The 18,585-nt window shown below is 70.4% G+C and carries 16 protein-coding genes and 1 pseudogene; 10 read left to right on the top strand and 7 right to left on the bottom strand.

The window, feature by feature from the left end:
• Positions 1-61: 61 nt before the first annotated feature.
• The 3 genes from ACGFY5_RS40520 to ACGFY5_RS40510 all read right to left on the bottom strand — a co-directional run bounded on the left by ACGFY5_RS40520 (position 62) and on the right by ACGFY5_RS40510 (position 3,701).
• A complete protein-coding gene (locus tag ACGFY5_RS40520) occupies positions 62-547 on the bottom strand; it encodes a DUF6082 family protein (RefSeq protein WP_392729498.1) in 486 nt (161 codons plus the stop codon).
• Between the two features lie 518 nt (positions 548-1,065).
• A complete protein-coding gene (locus tag ACGFY5_RS40515) occupies positions 1,066-1,725 on the bottom strand; it encodes a response regulator (protein WP_392730040.1) in 660 nt (219 codons plus the stop codon).
• An 8-nt stretch (positions 1,726-1,733) separates the two neighbouring features.
• Complete coding sequence (locus tag ACGFY5_RS40510; protein ID WP_392729495.1) at positions 1,734-3,701, bottom strand: sensor histidine kinase; 1,968 nt, start codon at positions 3,699-3,701, stop codon at positions 1,734-1,736.
• A gap of 118 nt (positions 3,702-3,819) precedes the next feature.
• Here ACGFY5_RS40510 and ACGFY5_RS40505 point away from each other — a divergent pair, with 118 nt between their 5' ends.
• Entirely contained in the window at positions 3,820-4,698 is an 879-nt protein-coding gene (locus ACGFY5_RS40505) for a CPBP family intramembrane glutamic endopeptidase (RefSeq protein ID WP_392729493.1), read from the top strand.
• On the opposite strand, the gene ACGFY5_RS40500 is transcribed toward ACGFY5_RS40505, so the two are convergent.
• The gene (locus tag ACGFY5_RS40500; protein WP_392729490.1) at positions 4,658-6,523 is read right to left on the bottom strand and encodes a sensor histidine kinase; all 1,866 of its coding nucleotides are present in this window, start codon (positions 6,521-6,523) and stop codon (positions 4,658-4,660) included. The two genes, ACGFY5_RS40505 and ACGFY5_RS40500, sit on opposite strands and share 41 nt — an antisense overlap.
• Before the next feature lie 93 nt (positions 6,524-6,616).
• Here ACGFY5_RS40500 and ACGFY5_RS40495 point away from each other — a divergent pair.
• Positions 6,617-7,195, top strand: a pseudogene (locus ACGFY5_RS40495) (CPBP family intramembrane glutamic endopeptidase); the annotation flags it as partial.
• Between the two features lie 80 nt (positions 7,196-7,275).
• On the opposite strand, the gene ACGFY5_RS40490 reads toward ACGFY5_RS40495, so the two are convergent.
• Positions 7,276-8,154: a helix-turn-helix transcriptional regulator gene (locus ACGFY5_RS40490; RefSeq protein ID WP_392729488.1), complete on the bottom strand. Its 879-nt coding sequence runs from the start codon at positions 8,152-8,154 to the stop codon at positions 7,276-7,278.
• A gap of 102 nt (positions 8,155-8,256) precedes the next feature.
• Here ACGFY5_RS40490 and ACGFY5_RS40485 point away from each other — a divergent pair, with 102 nt between their 5' ends.
• The 6 genes from ACGFY5_RS40485 (at position 8,257) to ACGFY5_RS40460 (ending at position 14,931) form a co-directional block, all read left to right on the top strand.
• A complete protein-coding gene (locus ACGFY5_RS40485) occupies positions 8,257-8,844 on the top strand; it encodes an NADPH-dependent FMN reductase (protein ID WP_392729485.1) in 588 nt (195 codons plus the stop codon).
• A gap of 62 nt (positions 8,845-8,906) precedes the next feature.
• The gene (gene ychF, locus ACGFY5_RS40480) at positions 8,907-9,980 is read left to right on the top strand and encodes a redox-regulated ATPase YchF (protein WP_392729482.1); all 1,074 of its coding nucleotides are present in this window, start codon (positions 8,907-8,909) and stop codon (positions 9,978-9,980) included.
• A gap of 217 nt (positions 9,981-10,197) precedes the next feature.
• Complete coding sequence (locus ACGFY5_RS40475; protein ID WP_392729479.1) at positions 10,198-10,680, top strand: RNA polymerase sigma factor; 483 nt, start codon at positions 10,198-10,200, stop codon at positions 10,678-10,680.
• Positions 10,677-11,318: a hypothetical protein gene (locus ACGFY5_RS40470; protein ID WP_392729477.1), complete on the top strand. Its 642-nt coding sequence runs from the start codon at positions 10,677-10,679 to the stop codon at positions 11,316-11,318. Before ACGFY5_RS40475 ends, ACGFY5_RS40470 begins: the two co-directional genes overlap by 4 nt.
• A 47-nt stretch (positions 11,319-11,365) precedes the next feature.
• Positions 11,366-13,120, top strand: coding sequence for an ABC transporter ATP-binding protein (locus ACGFY5_RS40465; protein ID WP_392729474.1), 1,755 nt, complete (start codon positions 11,366-11,368; stop codon positions 13,118-13,120).
• Positions 13,117-14,931 carry an ABC transporter ATP-binding protein gene (locus ACGFY5_RS40460; protein ID WP_392729472.1) on the top strand — a complete coding sequence of 605 codons (1,815 nt, stop codon included), beginning with the start codon at positions 13,117-13,119 and terminating at the stop codon, positions 14,929-14,931. The genes ACGFY5_RS40465 and ACGFY5_RS40460 overlap by 4 nt, the downstream gene beginning before the upstream one ends.
• Here the strand turns inward: ACGFY5_RS40460 and ACGFY5_RS40455 are convergent.
• A complete protein-coding gene (locus tag ACGFY5_RS40455; RefSeq protein ID WP_392729469.1) occupies positions 14,917-15,717 on the bottom strand; it encodes a MurR/RpiR family transcriptional regulator in 801 nt (266 codons plus the stop codon). The two genes, ACGFY5_RS40460 and ACGFY5_RS40455, sit on opposite strands and share 15 nt — an antisense overlap.
• A 147-nt stretch (positions 15,718-15,864) precedes the next feature.
• On the opposite strand from ACGFY5_RS40455, the gene ACGFY5_RS40450 reads away from it, so the two are divergent.
• On the top strand, positions 15,865-17,013 hold the full coding sequence (locus ACGFY5_RS40450; protein ID WP_392729466.1) for a DNA recombination protein RmuC: 1,149 nt from the start codon (positions 15,865-15,867) through the stop codon (positions 17,011-17,013).
• A 120-nt stretch (positions 17,014-17,133) separates the two neighbouring features.
• Positions 17,134-17,457 (top strand): hypothetical protein, encoded by a 324-nt coding sequence (locus ACGFY5_RS40445; protein ID WP_392729464.1) that lies wholly within the window; start codon positions 17,134-17,136, stop codon positions 17,455-17,457.
• Between the two features lie 100 nt (positions 17,458-17,557).
• Here ACGFY5_RS40445 and ACGFY5_RS40440 read toward each other — a convergent pair whose 3' ends face one another.
• A complete protein-coding gene (locus ACGFY5_RS40440; RefSeq protein WP_392729461.1) occupies positions 17,558-18,529 on the bottom strand; it encodes a 4-hydroxy-3-methylbut-2-enyl diphosphate reductase in 972 nt (323 codons plus the stop codon).
• Positions 18,530-18,585: the final 56 nt, after the last annotated feature.

Raw genomic sequence — 18,585 nt, 5'->3', positions numbered from 1 at the left:
CTGCCGCACCAGACGTTGTCGCGTCCCTGAGTACAGGCGTGACAGCCGCTGCTGACCCCGATCAGGTGGCAGTCACTTCAGTCGGCTGGCCACTCGGTTGAGGGTCCGGTTCGGGTAGCACGGCATCTCGATGGGCTCGGTTCGCGATCCCGAGGAATTCCGCTTCGACGCGAGTCCCCGTCGTTCCCCAGTTCGGACCTACAATCGTCCACCACCGGTACGGAACAGGTCGACTAAAAAGCGTCGAGAATAATCGATATGTCGTAGTCTCGGGGAACTCGCCTAGCTCCCATTGCATCTTCCAGTACGTTACCCACAAATTCGCGGCGATCGTCTGGCGCAGCTCCTCGCCTTCAAAGCCGCCGACCGAAGTTACGTCCAGCGAAGGATCGTCGAGGACAAGCTTCACCAGGTCGAAATGACGCTCACGCGAAACGGCCTGATGTGAAATTTTGATTTGGTTGGATTGAAGAATCAAAGATGCGGCGATGCCAATTAGGGCGAACGCCGAAAGTATCGCAGCCACGCTACTTTTTCGGCCTGACACGGGGATCTCCCTTGCTGGCGCCCTGCGGTCATGCTTTCTAGCACGACTCAGGTTCATCGTGCATGAACGTCGCAACCGGTCGGACGATGCGCTTCAGCCGAAGTAGCTCGGGTGGCTGGGTCTCTGGTCTTCTCCGTCGTGAGGGACAAATTGACGTACCTCGCTCCGACGGAGAGTCGCGATAGCGGAAAGTGTTCACCGGGATCGAACAATTCGCGCCGGCGCGAGCGCGGCAGGTCCCCTGGTGGAGGTCGCCCCAGATGATGCATTGACGAGTTACACCCGACCTTGTTTCGAATGTCCAGCGTCCAAGGTCGTCAGGGCCGCGCAACGCAGCGTGGACTTTCCGCTTCTGCCTTCATGGGCGCCGCCCTGCATCGAGCCGGGCCGAGCCCATGCTCGTGTCGCAGCAGGTTCTCGGGCCTACGACGAGTTCGCGGGCCTACGACGGCCGGAGGTAAGGCCGCGAAGTCGTCGTAGGGCCGAAAAGTTTGCGCACGCTGGAAAGCGGTGGGCGGTCAGGCCGGGCGGGGACCCCTGGCTCGGACGATGCCGAGGTCGTAGGCCAAGATCGTCGCGCGGACGCGGTCGCGCACGCCCAGCTTGGTGAGTAGCGCGTTGACGTGGGTCTTCACGGTGCCGACGCCGACCCCCAGCTCCTCGGCGAGTTCGGCGTTGGACAAGCCCGACGCCAGGAGCACGAACACCTCGCGTTCGCGGGCGGTGAGGCCGGCGAGGGTGGCCTCCGCGGCCGGGTCGGGTGGTGGGCCGCCGTCAGCGAACGTGGCGATCAGCCGGCGGGTCACGGTGGGCGCCAGCATCCCCTCACCGGCGGCCACCACCCGCACCGCGTTCAGGAGCTCCTCGGGCTCCGCGTCCTTGAGCAGGTAACCGGCCGCACCGGCACGGAGCGCCTCGTAGACGTACGAGTCGAGGTCGAACGTGGTCAGGACGACGACGGCAGGCGCGTTCGGGCGGTCGGTGAGCAGGCGGGTGGCGGTGAGGCCGTCCATGCCCGGCATCCGGATGTCCATCACGATGACGTCGGGCTGCAGCGAACCGGCCAGCTCCACGCCCGCGGCACCGTCGCCCGCCTCGCCGACCACAGTGATGTCGGGCTCCGAGTCGAGGATCGCGGCGAACCCGGCGCGCAGCACCGGCTGGTCCTCGACGACCATCACCCGGATCACGCCGGCACCGCCAGCACGTCCGGCCGCTCGGCGGCGGTGCTGGTGGTCGGCGGATCCAGGGCGGTGAGCAGTTCGCGCATCGCCGCCAACGCAGCCCGGGCCGCGGCCACGACCTCGTCCGGGTCACCGTCGTCAGCGGCGGCCACGACCTGCTCGGTGTGCCGCAGCACCTGCGCCCGCAACCCGCCGACCAACCGCACCCGCTCGGCCCGTGCCTCGTGCTCCGCGGCGGCGACCGCCTCGAGCACCGCCGTGTGCTCGCGACGCACCACACCGTCCCGACGGAGCCGGACCACGAAACCTCCGGCCCAGGCGACGACGACCGGCGACGCCATCGCCGCGCCCCCCAGCCCGGCAAGCACCACTGTGACGCCCGGATGGACCCGCTCGCTGGCGTCCCATGCGGTCTTCAACGCCACGGCGACGGCCACCGCGCCGATCACGGCACCCGACGCCGGCATCACGATCAGGCTCAGCCACTGGTGGCGAGCGTGAGCACCGACCGTGTAGACCGCCACCGCCTCGGCCCCGAGCGCGAAGATCAGCGCCGACGCGAGGTTCTCGGTCATGCCGTCGGGCGTGAGCCACAGCGGCCACAACCCGGCCGTTGCGAACACGCCGGCCCACGCCAGCCAGGGCGCGCGACGGCGGACGAGCAGCGGCGCGCTGTGCGCGATCAGCAGGAACACCGGCCAGATGCCGAGCGGCACCGGCCGTACCGTCCAGCCGTCGTCGTCAGGCATGTAGAGGCCGGCGATCGAGAACGTCAGGATCATCGCGACGATGCCGACATCGATCAGCGGAGTGCGGCGTGAACTCCACCAGCGCTCGGAGGGCGGCGCGGCCGACCCGACGGAGGGCAGGACGGCGCTCACCCGCCAGCCGTCTTCCCCGGCCGGACCGGCGGTGAGACCACCGCCCAGCGCGGTGACCCGCCGCCGCAAGCCCGCGAGGCCACGCCCCGAACCGAGCCGCACCACGTTGCCCCCGACGGACACCGCGCCGTTCTCGACCACGACGTGCAGCTGCCCGACGTCGAGAAGAAGACGGACGCGGACCGCGCCACCGGGCGCGTAGCGCAGTGTGTTCGTGAGTGCCTCGCGGACGACCGCGTGAGCGGCCTCGGCGACCGGCAGCGGAAGCGGACCGGGATCCGGTGCATCGAGCGTGACGTGCTGGCCGAGACGGGTGAACGCGTCGCTCAGCTCGGCCAGCCGATCGGTGAGGTGGGGACCGGTGGGAGCCCGGCCGGACGCACCGAGCAGCGCGCGCAGCTCGGTGAGCGCCTCTCGAGCCGTGGCCGCGGCAGCCACCAGGCTTTCGGCGAGCAGTTCCGGGCGCGTCTCGCGCAGCCGGCGGGCCGCGTTCATCGAGACGACGATCGACGTCAGGTGGTGGGCGCTGACGTCGTGCAGCTCGGCGGAGAGCCGCTGGCGTTCACCAGAGCCGGCCTCGCGGTGGGCGGTGGTGGCCTGCTGCAGCGCGTCGGCGGCGGCTCGGCGCCCGGCCCGCCACTGCTGCCGCGCGACACCCGCACCGGCAGTGACCACGTACGCGACGATCGTGAACCCCGCCTCGGTGATCCCTTCGCTGTTGACGCCGAATTCCAGCCAGCCGACGGCGGCCTGCCACACCGAGAGCAGGACGAGCGCGGTGACCCAGGTGCGCCGTGGCTTCCACGCGGCCACGGAGTACAGCGCGACCAGATCGGCCGCAGCGATCGTCAGCGCCCCGTCGTACGGGCTGGCCAGGTACGCGACGGTGATAGCGGCGACCGCCCCCGCCAATGCGACCACCGGCCGGGAGCGCCGCAGGCACAGCACGGCCGCGGTGAGCACCGTCGCGAGCACGGTGACGCCGGCCAGCAGCGGATCGCCGACCGGGGGCGCTCCGGGCAGCAACCCGCCCGGCCACCACACCAACTGTGAGGCGGCGAGCACCAGGGGCACGATCACCGTTTTCATCGGCACCGACCTTAGGGGGTCGGTCCGACAACGTCTGTCGGCTCTCTATCGCTCGGTAGAGACGGGGATCCTGCGCGCAGCCGACGCGGTGCACGCGCGGTGCGGAGACCCTGGAGACATGACCGCCTATCAACACCTCGCCAGGACGGCGACGAACCGCTGGTGGAAGACCCTTCTCGGGTTCGTGCTCGCGCCGATCGCCTACCTCGTGGTGGCGGGCGCCGGAGCGCTCGTGCTCTTCGTCCCCCGCGGCGGCACGGACGTCGGACCACTCGCCGAGTTCGCGCTCGGCATCGGTGCGGTGGCCCTGATGCTGCCGGTCGTCCTGCTCGTCGCGTGGGTGACGCAGGGTCGCCGCCCCGGCACGCTGTCCTCGGTCGTCGGACGGATCCGCTGGCGATGGTTGCTCGTGTGCGCGCTGCTCGCCGTCGGAACGACAGTGCTCTCGTTGGGGCTGAGCACGGCGGTGACGGGTGGCGAGGAGTACCGGTGGGCCGGCTGGGCGACGTTCGCCCCGGCGCTGTTCGTCGTGCTCGCGCTGGTGCCGGTGCAGGCCGCCGCCGAGGAGTACCTGTGCCGCGGCTGGATCCTGCAGTCGGTCGCCGCGTTCGTCCCGCTGCGGTGGATCGCGATCGGCGTCCAGGCCCTGGTCTTCACGTTGCTGCACGGCATCGGGACCGGCTGGGGTTTCGTCGATCTGATGGTGTTCGGCGGTGTCGCCGGGTGGCTGGCGATCCGGACCGGCGGCCTGGAAGCGGGGATCGCGCTGCACGTCGTGAACAACGTGCTGGCATTCGGGATCGCGGTCAGTGCGGTCGGCGGGCTGTCGATCGACGAGACCGCGGCGGACTCCGAGTGGCAGACAGTCGTCGTCGACATCGCGGTGATCGTGGGTTACGCGGTGCTGGTGCGGTGGCTCGCGACGCGGAAAAAAATCGAGACGGAACCGGCCGAGGTCACGCCGCCGCTCGTGCTGGTGCCGAATCCAGTGCCGTGAGCAACTCGCGCATGGCCGCCAGCGCGGCCCGCGCGGCGGCCAGCACCTCGTCCGGATCACCACGATCGGCCGCGACGACGACCCGGTCGGTCTGTTGCAGCACCTGCTCACGCAGGCCGGCCACGAGCCGGGCGCGCTCCACCCGCGCCTCCTGCTCGGCGGCTGCGACCGCGGCCGTGACCGCACCGTCCTCCCGGCCGACGATCCGGTCGCGCCGCAACCGCACCGCGAAGCCGATCGCCCACGGCACGACGGCCACCAGGGCGATCACGGCCGCGATGATCGCGAACGTCCCCACGTACCCGAGCGCGGACTTCAGCGAGTCGTCGTCCTCGTACACCGCCGCGCCGACCGCGGCCAGCACACCGGTGGCCGCTCCGGTGAACGGCACGACCAGCAGACCGGCCCACTTGTGCCGGGCGTGCGCTCCCACCGCGTAGACCGCCACGAACTCCGCGCCGACGGCGAAGATGATGACGTCGAGCCGCCCCTGGGCAGCGGGCCCGTCGGCGTTGAACATCCACATCGGCCACAGTCCGATCGTGGCGAACACCGCGGCCCACACCGCCCACGGGACCTGGCGTCGGTACAGCAACGGCACCGTGTGCAGCGGCACCACGGCGGCCAGCCACAGCCACGACCGGCCGTCGAGCCTCGTGCTCCCGTCCGGGATGAGCGCCAGGCCCAGCGGCAGCGCGAGCAGCAGCGCCACCGCGGTGACGTCGATCAGCTCGGGAACCCAGCGACGCCGCGCTCGCGCCGTGATCGACACGGTCGCCGCCACCCGCCAGCCACCGTCGACACCCGGGCCGGCGGTCAGCGTCCCGCCGAGCAGTTGCGCCCGTCGTCGCAGGCCACCGAGGCCGCGTCCGGAGCCGAGTTTCTCGCCGAGGGCCGCTGCGGCGTCGTTCTCGACCACGACGTGCAGCTGCCCGACGTCGAGAAGAAGACGGACGCGGACCGCGGAGCCGGGCGCGTAACGCACGGTATTGGTCAACGCTTCGCGAACGATCGCGTACGCGAGCTCGGCGACCGGTTCGGTGAGGGAATCCACCGCCGGCACGTCGAGGGTGACGCGCTGGCCGAGCCGGGTGAACGCGTCGACGAGTTCGGCCAGTCGCTCACCCAGCGGTGTCTCCGCCGGAGTGAGGTCGTCGGCCAGAAGCCTCTTCAGCTCCCGCTGGGCGGTCCGGCCGGTCTCGGCGGCCGTCCGGAGGCTCTCGGGCTCCAGCCCTTTCACCCTGCGGGCGGCGTTCATCGTGACGACGATCGACGTGAGGTGATGGGCGCTGACGTCGTGCAGCTCCTCGGAGAGCCGACGCCGCTCACCCGCACCCGCCTCCTGGTGCGCGACCTGCGCCTGCTGCAACGCCTCCGCCGCCGCCCGACGACCGGCAAGCCACTGCCGACGCGCCACCCCGGCGCCCGCCACCAGCAGGTAACTGAGCGCGGTCAGCCCCGCCTCCGCAACGTACTGCGCCGCCGTGTCCCAGACCTCGGGACCGATCACCGCCTGCCAGAGGCAGAGGACGCCGAGCGCGGCCGGCCAGTGACGCCCCCGGACGACCACCGAGTACAGCGCGATCATGTCGGTGACCTGCATCCCGATGAGCGCGTCCTCGGGCGTGCCCAGCTGTCCGATCGTGAGCCCGGCAACCACCCCGGCGAGAGCGGCCAGCGGACGCCGCCGACGCCACCCCAGCGCGACCGTGATGACGACGACCGCGAGCACGCCGAGGTACTCGTCGGGCGAGGGAACGAGGTGCCGCGGCCAGTAGAGCAACTGGAGCACACCCAGCGCGACCGGCAGCGTCCAGTTCTTCATCGAAACGAACCCTAGGGGCTCTATCTCTCGGTAGAGGCCGGTTTCGTGCTCGCAGCCGACGAGATCCGCCGGGGCCGGCCCGAGGCTGGAGTCATGCTGATCTATGCCACGCCGCTGATTCCGTACCACCGCCTCGCCGTCCCGGCGGCGAACCGCTGGCGGCGGACGCTCCTCGGATTCGCACTGGTAGCGGGTGTAGCCCTCCTGCTGCGGAGCGTCGAGTTCCCCGACGTCAATCCGGCCGCCCGGCTCGCGCTCGACCTCGGCTCGGTCGCGCTGCTGCTCCCGCTGGTCTTCCTCGCCGTTCAGTGGACACAGGCGCGGAGACCGGGGACGCTCTCGTCGGTCCGGGGTCAGCTGCGGCTGCGATGGCTCGGCATCTGCGCGCTGGTGGCCGTGCCGGCGTGCGCGTACTCGTTCACCTGGCCGGGGTGGACGACGTTCGTGCCGCTGCTCATGGTCGCCGTCGCGCTGGTGCCGGTGCAGGCCGCCGCCGAGGAGTACCTGTTCCGCGGCTGGATGCTGCAGTCGATCGGGGCCCACCTGAAGTCGCCGTGGGTGGCGGTGGGCGTCCAGGCGGTGCTGTTCGCGCTGGTCCACGGCTCCTGGACGTACGCGGTGATCGGCGTCGTGGCCGGGTGGCTCACGGTGCGGACCGGTGGCCTGGAAGCCGCTGTCGCGTTCTCGGTCGTCAGCCACGTGGTGAGCCTCGGCTCCGAGGCCGCCGCGGTGAACGCTGTCTTCGTGGTGGCCTACGGCCTGGTCGTGCGCTGGTTGGCCACGCGGTCCGGCGTCGAGACGAGGGCACGCGGTGAGGAGTCCCTGACGCCGCTGGCCGAACTGTCCAGGCGGACCGTGCCGACAGCGCGCGGACCGGTTCTGACCAGGCGGTCCAACCGCTCGGAGGTGTCCTCGTCGTGCGGCAGGTAGAGCACCAGGCGCAGGTCGTCGGCGTCCGGGAACACCAGAACCTCCGGGCGCAGACGCAGGTCACCGACGTCGGGATGGCGCCAGACCTCGAGGCGCTCGGAGTGCGGCGCCGGGGTGGCAGCGGTGGTCAGATCATCGGTCACGTACGGGTCCGCACGATCCGGTAGGTCGGCGGCACGCAGGCTCGCCACCGCGGACCAGTCGGGGTAGGCGTCGCGAGCCCGCGGATCGGTGAACACGTACCTCGCGAGGTTCCCGCGTTCCAGCAGGCCGATCGGCTCGGCGAGCAGCCGGAATCCGTCGGTGTGGGCGAGGACGTCGGTGATCCGGTTGAGCACGACGGCCGGCGACGGTTCGAGCCGGTCCAGCACCATCCGCACGGCGGCCGGAACCTCCGTCGCCGGTGGCTCGATGATCAGGCACGGAACGCCGTCCTGCGCCTTGGCGATGCGTCGCAGCTGCAGGCGATCGGGGTCGGAGAGCTGCAGGGCGTCCGCGAGCGCACCGATGACCTGCGCCGACGGATGCCGGTCACGCCCCTGCTCGAGCCGGGCGAGGTACTCGACGCTCACTCCGGCCAAAGTGGCGAGTTCGCCCCGGCGGAGGCCCGGGGTGCGTCGGCGGGACCCCGGTCTCAGACCGGCGGCTTCCGGCCGGAGTCCTTCCCGGCGGGAGCGCAGGAAATCGCCGAGCTCGGTCATGGCTCCGAGGCTAGTAGCGGCGCCCGCCTTTATCGTCGCCCTGCGAGGGCTAGCCTTCGCGCGGTGTTTCTACCGCTCCCGCCTTCGCCCAGGGTGAGGGGCATGAAACTCGTCATCATCGTGGGAAGCGTGCGGGAAGGCCGTTTCGGCCTGCGGGTCGGAGAGTGGTTCCGCGCACGAGCTCAAGAACACGGCCACTTCGACGTCGACGTGCTGGACGTGGCGGACGTCGAGCTGCCCTGGACGTTGCCGCCGAACGTGCTGGAGCTGATGGACGTGTCGGCGCGCCCCGCCGAACTGCAGGGGGTGGCTGCGCGACTCGCCGCCGCGGACGCGTTCGTCGTCGTCACGCCGGAGTACAACCACAGCTTCCCGGCGTCGCTCAAGCATCTGATCGACTGGCATTTCACCGAGTGGCAGGCCAAGCCGATCGGGTTCGTCTCGTACGGCGGGCACGGCGGCGGTCTGCGGGCGATCGAACAACTGCGGCTCGTGTTCGCCGAACTGCACGCGGCGACGGTGCGCGACTCGGTCAGCTTCGACCGGCACTGGGAGCGTTTCGCCGCGGACGGCTCGCTGTCCGACGCCGACGCCCCGAACGCGGCTGCGAAGGTGCTGCTCGATTCGCTGGCGTGGTGGGGGCAGGCGCTGGCCGACGCGCGGGCGGTGCGGCCGTACGCGGTGGCCTAGGGCGCCGGTCCGGGAGGGCGCCGTGACGGACGGGCGCCGGTCGACGCGTAACCTTGGTCGGCGTGAGCCTTACGCTGGGAATCGTCGGTCTGCCGAACGTCGGCAAGTCGACCCTCTTCAACGCCCTGACCAAGAACGACGTCCTCGCGGCGAACTACCCGTTCGCGACGATCGAGCCGAACGTCGGGGTGGTGGGCGTGCCCGACGAGCGCCTGAACGCGCTGGCCAAGGTCTTCGACTCACAGAAGATCGTGCCCGCGGCGGTGAGTTTCGTCGACATCGCGGGCCTGGTCCGTGGGGCCTCCACCGGCCAGGGCCGCGGTAACGCGTTCCTCGCGAACATCCGCGAGGCCAGCGCGATCTGCCAGGTCATCCGCGCGTTCAGCGACCCGAACGTCGTGCACGTCGACGGCAAGGTCAGCCCGGCGGACGACATGGAGACGATCAACACCGAGTTGATCCTCGCCGACCTGCAGACGCTCGAGAAGGCGATTCCGCGGCTGGAGAAGGAAGCCCGGATGAAGAAGGACCGGGTGCCGGTGCTGGAGGCCGCTCGGGCGGCGTCCGCCGTGCTGGACGGAGGGACCACCCTCTACGCGGCCGGAGTCGATCTCGAGCCGCTCCGCGAGCTCAGCCTGCTGACCGTCAAGCCGTTCCTCTACGTCTTCAACGTCGACGAGGACGAGCTGGGCAACGCGTCGTTCCTGGACGAGCTGCGGGGCCTGGTGGCGCCGGCGGAGGCGGTCTTCCTGGACGCGAAGATCGAGTCCGAGCTCATCGACCTGCCCGAGGACGAGGCGCGGGAGCTGCTGGAGTCGGTCGGGCAGGACGAGCCGGGCCTCAACCAGCTGATCCGGGTCGGGTTCCGCACGCTCGGACTGCAGACCTACCTGACGGCCGGGCCCAAGGAGGCCCGCGCCTGGACGATCCCGATCGGCGCCACCGCCCCCGAGGCGGCCGGGGTGATCCACTCCGACTTCCAGCGCGGCTTCATCAAGGCCGAGGTCGTCTCGTTCGACGATCTGATGGCGGCCGGCTCGATGCAGGAGGCCCGGTCGCGCGGGCGGGTGCGCATGGAGGGCAAGGAGTACGTGATGCAGGACGGCGACGTCGTGGAGTTCCGCTTCAACGTCTAGCGCTGACGAACCGGCCGCGGCCGGCTCGGCCTCCCGCACTCCGAGCGAGGCGCTGGCGTGCGTTGCGGCTCGGAGCGGTCCCGATTCAGTGGGCTCGGGCTCGCTCGAACGGGACCGCTTCGCGTGCGACCCCGTGGATCCGACCGCAACCTCCGGCGTGGCTCGCGCGTAGTAGAGGGGTCCGGACGGTGGTGCCGGCTGCGGAGCGGAGGTGCGGGTGACGCCCGCCGAGCAACGGTTCGACGACTTCTACACCGACCGGTTCGCGGCCCTCGCCGCCCAGATCGCCGTCTACCTGGGTGACCGCGCCGAGGCGGAGGACGTCACCCAGGAGGCGTTCTGCCGGGCCTGGCGCCACTGGTCGACGATTTCCGACGACCCGGCCCCCTGGGTGCACACGGTCGCCTACCGACTGGCGACCAGCCGGTGGCGGCGGCTCAAGACCGTGCTCGCGCACCGCCGGAGTACCCGGCCGCAGGACGTGCCACCGCCCGACACCGCCCGGCTGGATCTGATGAACGCGCTCGCCGGGTTACCCGACGCCCAGCGTCGGGCGATCGTGCTGCACTACCTGGCCGATCTGAGCGTCGAGCAGATCGCCGCCCGGGAGGGTGTCGCGACCGGAACCGTGAAGTCGTGGCTGCATCGGGGCCGCGCCCGCCTGGCCACGGTTCTCGACAACGAAGGAGCGCGCCGGTGAGCGACGACACCGACCTCGCGGCCGCACTCGCCGCCGAGTACGAACACCACCGCAGCCACACGAGCGCCCCGGGAGGCCCCACCGCCCGCGCCACCGTCACCCGGCGTCGCCGGCGGAACGCTGCCGCCGCAGTCGTCGGGCTCGTGCTCATCGTCGCCGCCGGGATCGGCCTCGCCCGAGGCGCCGGCACCCCCGACCGCCTGGTCCCGGCCACCCCGGCAGCCCCATCACCGAGCAGCACCACCGACACTCTGAGCGAAATCCAGGACCCCGACTGCGGCGACCCCGCCGCCAAGTACCGCGACAAGGTCGAGATCGACAGCATCCCCGCCGACACCGGCTGGACGCTGACAGGCCCTACCGCCCAGTTCAGCGGTGACAACTACCTGGCGTTCCTCACCTGCTCCCGCGGTTCCTACGTACCCGCCCGAACCTGGCTGGTGATGCTCACCGGCTGGAACGCGAAGCTGCGCTTCACCGGGCACCCGTACCCGCTCAGCGCCACCGGCCGCCCCTCCAGGTTGCCCGGACTCAGCGTGAACGACCACGGCACCATCTCCCTGCGCAGCAGGCTCGGCGATCAGGAAACGGACGTCCTCCTCCGCTGGGAGGTCGACCAGTTCAGACGAGCTGGTTGAGAAAAATTCATGCGTGCTGTTACGCGAACGCGACTTATCGTCGAATCATGGGGGAGGAACGGCCCACGGGGGCACTAAAAACACTGCTGCGTCTGCGGACGTACGCGCGTCCGCACTCGACCCGACTCCTCGTCCTGCTGACCTCCTCCGCCGTCGCCCAAGCACTGCAGATCGTCGGCCCACTGCTGACCCAGCGCCTGATCGACGGCCCGGTACGCCACCGCACGACCGACGGACTGTTCCTGCTCGCCGGGCTCGCGCTGGTAGCTGCCCTCCTCGTCCAGCTGAGCGACTACATCGGACGCCGAGCGCACGCGACCGGCTCGGTCGGCATCGAGACCGCGCTGCGCACGGACCTGTACGCACAGCTGCAGCGCCTGTCGCTGAGTTTCCACGAACGCTGGCAGAGCGGGCAGCTGCTGTCCCGCGCCACGTCCGACCTGCGCGCGGTCGGCAGCTTCCTGGCGTTCGGCTCGGTCTTCATCGTGCTGCAGACAGTGACCTACCTCGGCGTCTCGATCGTGTTGATCTCGATCTACTGGCCGCTCGGGCTGCTGGTCACGGCCGGCGTCCTCCCGGTGATGGTGCTGACCTACGGCCTGAGCCGCAGCTACCTCCCGCTTTCGCGCCAGCTGCAGGACGAGGTCGGTGACCTCACCAGCCTGGTGGAGGAATCGGTCCTCGGCTTCCGCACGATCCGGGCGTTCGGTCGGCACCGGTACCTCAACCAGAAGTTCGCCGAGGCTGCCGAACAGGTCAGACAGACGGGCCTCGCGCAGGGCCTCGTGATCGCCCGGTACTGGCCGGCGATCGAGGCCGTCCCAGGCGTTCTGCTCGGCGTCACGCTGCTCGGCGGTGCCTACGCCGTCGCCGACGGCGCGATGACGGTCGGCGAGCTCGTCGCGTTCGTCGGGCTGCTGACGTTCGCGATCTGGCCGCTGGACTCGCTGGGCTGGCTGCTCGGTGAGGCCCAGCAGGCGGCGACCGCGGCCCAACGCGTCTACGAAATTCTGGACGCGAAGCCCGAGATCGTCGACCGGGCTCGGACGACCACCGTCAAGGCAAACGGCCACCTGAAGTTCGAGAACGTCAGCTTCCGGTACCCGTCCGAACAGGACTCGGTGCTGAAAGACGTGAACCTGGAGCTGCGGCCCGGCGAGACCCTCGCCCTCGCGGGTGTCTCCGGCTCCGGCAAGACGACGCTGACGCTGCTGGTCAACCGGCTGCACGACGTGTCCGCCGGCCGCATCACGCTCGACGGCGTCGACATCCGGGACCTGCCGCTGGAAACCCTCCGGACGCACGTCAGCGCCGCGTTCGAGGATCCGACGCTGTTCTCGGCGAGCGTCCGGGAGAACATCATGCTCGGCCGCCCGAACGCCTCCGAGGAGGAGGTGGCCGACGCGCTGCGGATCGCCCAGGCCGAGTTCGCGTACGACCTGCCGTGGGGCCTCGACACCCGGATCGGTGAGAAGGGCTTGTCGCTCTCCGGCGGTCAGCGGCAGCGGCTGGCGCTGGCCCGCGCGGTCGTGGGTCGCCCCCGCGTCCTCGTGCTCGACGACCCGCTCTCCGCGCTCGACGTCGAGACCGAAGCGCTGGTGGAACGAGCGCTCAAGACCGTTCTCACCGGCACCACCGCGCTCCTCGTCGTGCACCGGCCATCCACAGTGGCGCTGGCCGATCGGGTCGCGCTACTCGACAACGGCACGATCACCGCGGTCGGCACTCACGAGGAACTGCTGGAAACCGTCCCCGGATACCGGGACGTCCTCGACACGACCCCGCAGGAAGTACCGCGATGACCACCGACTGGCACGGCGTCGCCGCCGAAGACATCGACGACGTCCCGGACGACGCCGGCCTCCGGCTGCGGCGCCGCAGCCGCAAGCTCCTCGGCAGCCTCGTGCGCCCGTACCGCAGATCGATCGGGATCGCGTCGCTGCTGCTGATCGCGCAGAACGTCAGCGGGCTGGCGGGTCCGTACCTGATCAGCGTCGGCATCGACGCCGGTCTCCCGCCGCTGGTCGACAACGGCGACGCCAGCGTGATCTTCACCGTCGCCGGTGCGCTCGTCGCCGCCACGGTCGTCGAGTCCGTGACCCGGCACATCTACCTCCGCTACAGCGCGCGGGTCACCAACGGCATCCTGTTCGACCTGCGCCGGCGTGCGTTCGCGCACCTCCAGCGCCTCTCCCCCGCGTTCCACGAGCGCTACACGTCCGGCCGGGTGATCTCCCGGTTGACCTCGGACGTCGACTCGCTGGCCGACATGCTCGACGGCAGCCTCGACGACCTGGTCATCCAGGGCCTGAACGTGCTGGTGATCGGAATCATCCTGCTCGTCCTGGATTGGCGGATGGGGCTCCTGGCGCTGCTCGCGTTCCCGTTCCTGTGGCTGATCATCCGGTGGTTCCGCCGGGAGTCCGGGCCGGCCTACCGGCGGACGCGCGAGGCCGTGGCGTCGGTGATCGTCCACATCGTCGAGACGCTCGGTGGCGTCCGCGCGGTGCAGGCGTTCCGCCGGGAGCCGCGCAACAACGTGCTGTTCGGCCGCCTCGCCGGTGATCTGGCCGCGGCCGACGCCAAGGTGCTGCGCCTGATGGCGGTGTTCGCACCGACCGTGTTCGGGGTGTCCACCGGGGCGACAGCGCTGATGCTGGCCGTCGGCGGCTGGCTGGCCGTGCACGGGCAGCTGCAGGTGGGCGTGCTCGCCGCGATCCTGCTCTACGTCCGCCGGTTCTTCGACCCGATGACGCAGCTGTCGATGTTCTACAACAGCCTGCAGGCGGCCACGGCGGCGCTGGAGAAGATCTCGGGTGTGCTCGAGGAGGAGCCCGACGTCGCACCTCCGGCCCGGCCCGTGCCGCTACCGGTGCGCACCAGCCGCGGCCGCACCGTCGAACTCCGGAACATCACGTTCGGCTACCGCGACGGCGTGACGATCCTGCCCGAGCTCGACCTGACGATCCCGACCGGTCAAACCGTGGCACTGCTCGGTGCCACCGGCGCCGGCAAGACGACAGTCGCCCGCCTGATCGGCCGGTTCTACGACCCGCTGGGCGGAAGTGTGCGCCTGGATGGCGTCGATCTGAAGGATGTAGGCGAGGACGCGCTGCGCGCGGCCGTCGTGACCGTGACCCAGGAGAACTTTCTCTTCGGTGGAACGGTCGCCGACAACATTCTTTTCGGACGCCCTGGCGCGAGCCAAGAGCAGATCGGAGCGGCGGCAGCACAGGTCGGGGCGGACCGCATGATCCGTGAACTCCCGGCCGGGTACGCCACGCAGGTCGGGCAGCGGGGATCGCGGCTGTCCGCGGGACAGCGACAGCTGGTGGCGTTCGCCCGGGCGGTGCTGGCCGACCCGGACGTGCTGATCCTGGACGAAGCGACGTCGTCGCTGGACATTCCGAGCGAACGCGCCGTCCAGCGGGCGCTCCGGACGCTGCTCGCCGACCGCACCGCGGTGATCATCGCCCACCGCCTCTCGACGGTGGAGATCGCCGATCGCGTGCTGGTGCTGGACGCCGGACGGATCGTCGAGGACGGGCCGCCCGCCGATCTGCTCGCGACCGGCGGACGGTATGCGGCCCTTCGTGAACTATCCAGTCGCTAGTTCGGTGGCGAGGGCTTCCGCCTCCTCCATCCGGTGGGCACCCTCGTTCCCCAGCCGCTCCAGCACCCGCCCGGCGATGGCCTCCACCAGCGCGACCGCCGGGGTCAGCGCCCGCGGCGAGGCCTCGCTCGGCAAGACCACCTCGGCGTGCGCCGCAGCCGGCGACAACCCGGCAGCGGTGAACAGCACCACCTTCGCGTGCTGTTTGGCGGCGTACCGGGCCAGCGCCGTCACGGCCGGTTCGTACGGCGGCAGGTCGAAGACGACCAGCACGTCGCGGGACGTGAGGTCGGCGACCGTGGTCACCGGCGGCGCACCGACCACGTGCACGCCCGGGCGCACGGTGGCCAGCAGTTGGTGCAGGTACCCGGCGAGCAGCGAACCGCCGACGACGTAGATCTGCCGGCGACGGTCGGCGAGCAGCTCGACCGCCTCCTGCACGTCGTACGGCGGCAGCCCGGCCACCGTGCGCACCATCGCCTTGGTCGCATCGTCCACCGACGCGAGCAGTGCGGCGTCCCGGGCCGTCGGTACCACCGTGCTGGTTTCCGTGCGTAAGCCGCGCTGGAAGTCCGGGAAACCCTGGAATCCCAGCCGGGTGGCGAAGCGGACCACCGTCGGCCCGCTGACGCCGGCGCGGAGTGCCAGCCGCGCGACGGTCTCGAACCCGGCGGCGGGATAGTCGGCCAGCAGTACGCGGGCCACCTTCCGTTCCGCCGGGCTGCATTCCCCCAGCCGTTGTCGGATCACGTCCGCCAACGTTTCTTCGATTACTCGCTCGATCACGACGCCTCCCCCGCGCCCAATTGCCCCCACGCAGTCCTGACGGACGAAGACTTCTTAACGGCATTTTTCGGACGTTTGAGCGAGAAACTATTCCTTGGGAGGGCGTGCCGACGTGGCACCGCCGGGCCGATGAGTCACGATTCGCTCATGTCCACCTCCACCCTCATCGGACTGATCGTCGTCGCTCTGTTCTGTCTGGCCGCGGGGGGCGCAGCGGGATGGTTCGCCGCCCTGGCCCGCCATGCCGCGGACACGGCCGGGCTGCGGGCGACCGTCGAGGCGTCGAAGGCGAACGAGGACCGGCTGGAGCACGCGCTGCGGTCGGTCACCACGGAGGCGATCGAGCGCAACAACACCGCGTTCTCCCAGCTCGTCGGTCCAATCCGGGAGAGCATCGCCAACGTCGAGCACACCGTCGTCGAATTGGAGAAGGACCGGGCGGTCGCGCACGCGGCGCTGCGGGAGCAGGTCAACGCGATGCAGCAGACCGGCGAGAAGCTGCGGGTGGAGACCGGGCAGCTGGTGTCGGCGCTGAAAGCGCCGCAGGTCCGCGGCCGCTGGGGCGAACACCAGCTGCGGCGGATCGTCGAGGTGGCGGGCATGGTCGAGCACTGCGACTTCGTCGAGCAGGCCGTCTCCAGCACCGAGGACGGTGTCCTCCGTCCGGACCTGGTGGTGACGCTCGCCGGTGGGAAAAGCGTCGTCGTGGACGCGAAGGTGCCGTTCGCCGCGTACCTGGAGGCGATGGAGGCGCGCGACGACGCCGCTCGGCGTGGTCGGATGGAGGCTCACGCGAGGCACCTGCGCACTCACGTGGATCAGCTCGCAGCGAAGGCGTACTGGCAGCGCTTCGAACCGACGCCGGAGTTCGTCGTGCTGTTCGTTCCCGCCGACACGTTCCTCGACGCCGCGCTGCAGCGCGAACCGAACCTGCTCGAGCACGCGTTCAGCCGGAACATCGTCGTCGCGACGCCGTCGACGCTGGTCGCGTTGCTGCGCACGATCGCGTACACGTGGCGGCAGGAGGCGCTGGCCGAGAACGCGGCGGCCGTGCACGCGCTGGGGCGTGACCTCTACCAGCGGCTGTCCACGATGGGTGGTCACGTCGACAAGCTGGGTACCGCGCTGAGCGCGGCGGTGGCGCGGTACAACGACGCTGTCGGTTCGCTGGAGGCGCGCGTGCTGGTGACCGCCCGGCGGTTCACCGACCTGCAGGTGGCGACGAGTGACATCGCGCCACCGCGGCAGGTGGAGGCGGTGCCGCGGGCGCTGCAGGCGCCGGAGCTGGTGGACTAGCGCCGGCCCTGCGACTAATGCCTGAAGCCGGCGATCAGGCCCTGCAGGTCGGCCGCCATGCCGGCCAGTTCCCCCGCTGACGAGCGGGATCCCGCGGCCTGACCGCTGATCGACTCGGCGGTGTCGGCGACGCTGCGGATCGTCGTCGCGATGCTTCCGCAGCTCGGCCGAGTGATCGCCGAACTCACCGCGCACCTCGGTCAGGTTCGCCTGCGGGTCGACCAGCGCGAGCAGGACGTCACCGCGGATCGCGTCGTGGTCCATGTCAGCCTGGAGCGTGGCCCGGGTCAGTACACCCGCCGACAACACCCGTTCGGCCGACTCGTGTGCCTGGTTCAGACCGTGCACACCAGCAATGCCGACGCCGATCGCGCCGGCGACGGCGAGCAGGCCGAACGCGGTGAGCTTCTGGCCGACCGAACGGTCCGCGACGAAAGTGCGTAGCGACATGCGGACAGGATCCGCGCAAACCGGACACGCCGAGTAACGGCGCGCCGAGGGTTGCACGGTTTGGTGGGCTATGACCCACCAAGGCGTGCAAGCCTCACGACGTGGGGAGGCCGGCGGCCTTCAGGTCGCGGCGGAGTTCCTGGGGCAGGGAGAACGCGAGCCGCTCCTGCGCGGAGAGGATCTCCTCGACCTCGCCGTAGCCGCGCTCGGCCAGCCAGGCCAGCACCTGCTCGACGAGCTCCTCCGGCACCGACGCCCCGGACGTCAGACCGACGGTCGTCACGCCCTCGAGCCACGCCTCGTCCACCTGGTGGGCGTAGTCGACCAGCCGGGCGTCGTTCGCACCGGCCTGCTTGGCCACCTCGACCAACCGCACCGAGTTCGACGAATTCGTCGAACCGACCACGATGACGAGTTCGCACTGCGGGGCGATGTCCTTCACGGCCTGCTGCCGGTTCGACGTCGCGTAGCAGATGTCGTCGCTCGGCGGCGACTGCAGCCCGGGGAACCGGGTCGTGAGGCGGTCGACGGTGGCCATCGTCTCGTCGACGCTCAGCGTCGTCTGGGACAGCCAGACGACCTTCGACTCGTCACGCACCGTCACATTCGCGACGTCGTCCGGCCCGTCGACGAGGTGGACGTGGTCCGGCGCCTCACCGCTGGTGCCGATGACCTCTTCGTGACCCTCGTGGCCGATCAGCAGGATGTCGTAGTCGGCGGCCGCGAACCGGCGCGCTTCGTGGTGCACCTTCGTGACCAGTGGGCAGGTGGCGTCGATCGACTTGAGGTTCCGGGCCGCCGCTTCCTGGTGCACGACCGGGGCGACACCGTGCGCCGAGAAAATCACCGTCGCGCCTTCCGGCACTTCTTCGGTCTCTTCGACAAAGATCGCGCCGCGTTTCTCCAACTCGGCGACGACGTGCTTGTTGTGCACGATCTGCTTGCGGACGTAAACGGGCGCGCCGTACAGGTCGAGCGCCTTTTCCACCGTGACGACTGCGCGGTCGACACCGGCGCAGTAGCCCCGGGGCTTGGCGAGCAGGACGCGCTTGACGGTCGAAGTCATGGCCCCATGGTAGGCAGCAGAAACCCCGGCCACCTGATGAGGTGACCGGGGCAACC

It is taken from the genome of Cryptosporangium sp. NPDC048952, from assembly GCF_043197895.1.
Classification (GTDB): domain Bacteria; phylum Actinomycetota; class Actinomycetes; order Mycobacteriales; family Cryptosporangiaceae; genus Cryptosporangium.
The sequence above is the reverse complement of the archived record's forward strand: the minus strand, read 5'-3'. Positions and strand labels throughout refer to the sequence as shown.

Bases quoted from the DNA above. Each gene is read 5' to 3' on its own strand.
- ACGFY5_RS40515 (WP_392730040.1), bottom strand. From the start codon at position 1,725: ATGGTCGTCGAGGACCAGCCGGTGCTGCGCGCCGGGTTCGCCGCGATC.
- ACGFY5_RS40510 (WP_392729495.1), bottom strand. From the start codon at position 3,701: ATGAAAACGGTGATCGTGCCCCTGGTGCTCGCCGCCTCACAGTTGGTG.
- ACGFY5_RS40505 (WP_392729493.1), top strand. From the start codon at position 3,820: ATGACCGCCTATCAACACCTCGCCAGGACGGCGACGAACCGCTGGTGG.
- ACGFY5_RS40500 (WP_392729490.1), bottom strand. From the start codon at position 6,523: ATGAAGAACTGGACGCTGCCGGTCGCGCTGGGTGTGCTCCAGTTGCTC.
- ACGFY5_RS40490 (WP_392729488.1), bottom strand. From the start codon at position 8,154: ATGACCGAGCTCGGCGATTTCCTGCGCTCCCGCCGGGAAGGACTCCGG.
- ACGFY5_RS40485 (WP_392729485.1), top strand. From the start codon at position 8,257: ATGAAACTCGTCATCATCGTGGGAAGCGTGCGGGAAGGCCGTTTCGGC.
- ACGFY5_RS40465 (WP_392729474.1), top strand. From the start codon at position 11,366: ATGGGGGAGGAACGGCCCACGGGGGCACTAAAAACACTGCTGCGTCTG.
- ACGFY5_RS40460 (WP_392729472.1), top strand. From the start codon at position 13,117: ATGACCACCGACTGGCACGGCGTCGCCGCCGAAGACATCGACGACGTC.
- ACGFY5_RS40450 (WP_392729466.1), top strand. From the start codon at position 15,865: ATGTCCACCTCCACCCTCATCGGACTGATCGTCGTCGCTCTGTTCTGT.
- ACGFY5_RS40440 (WP_392729461.1), bottom strand. From the start codon at position 18,529: ATGACTTCGACCGTCAAGCGCGTCCTGCTCGCCAAGCCCCGGGGCTAC.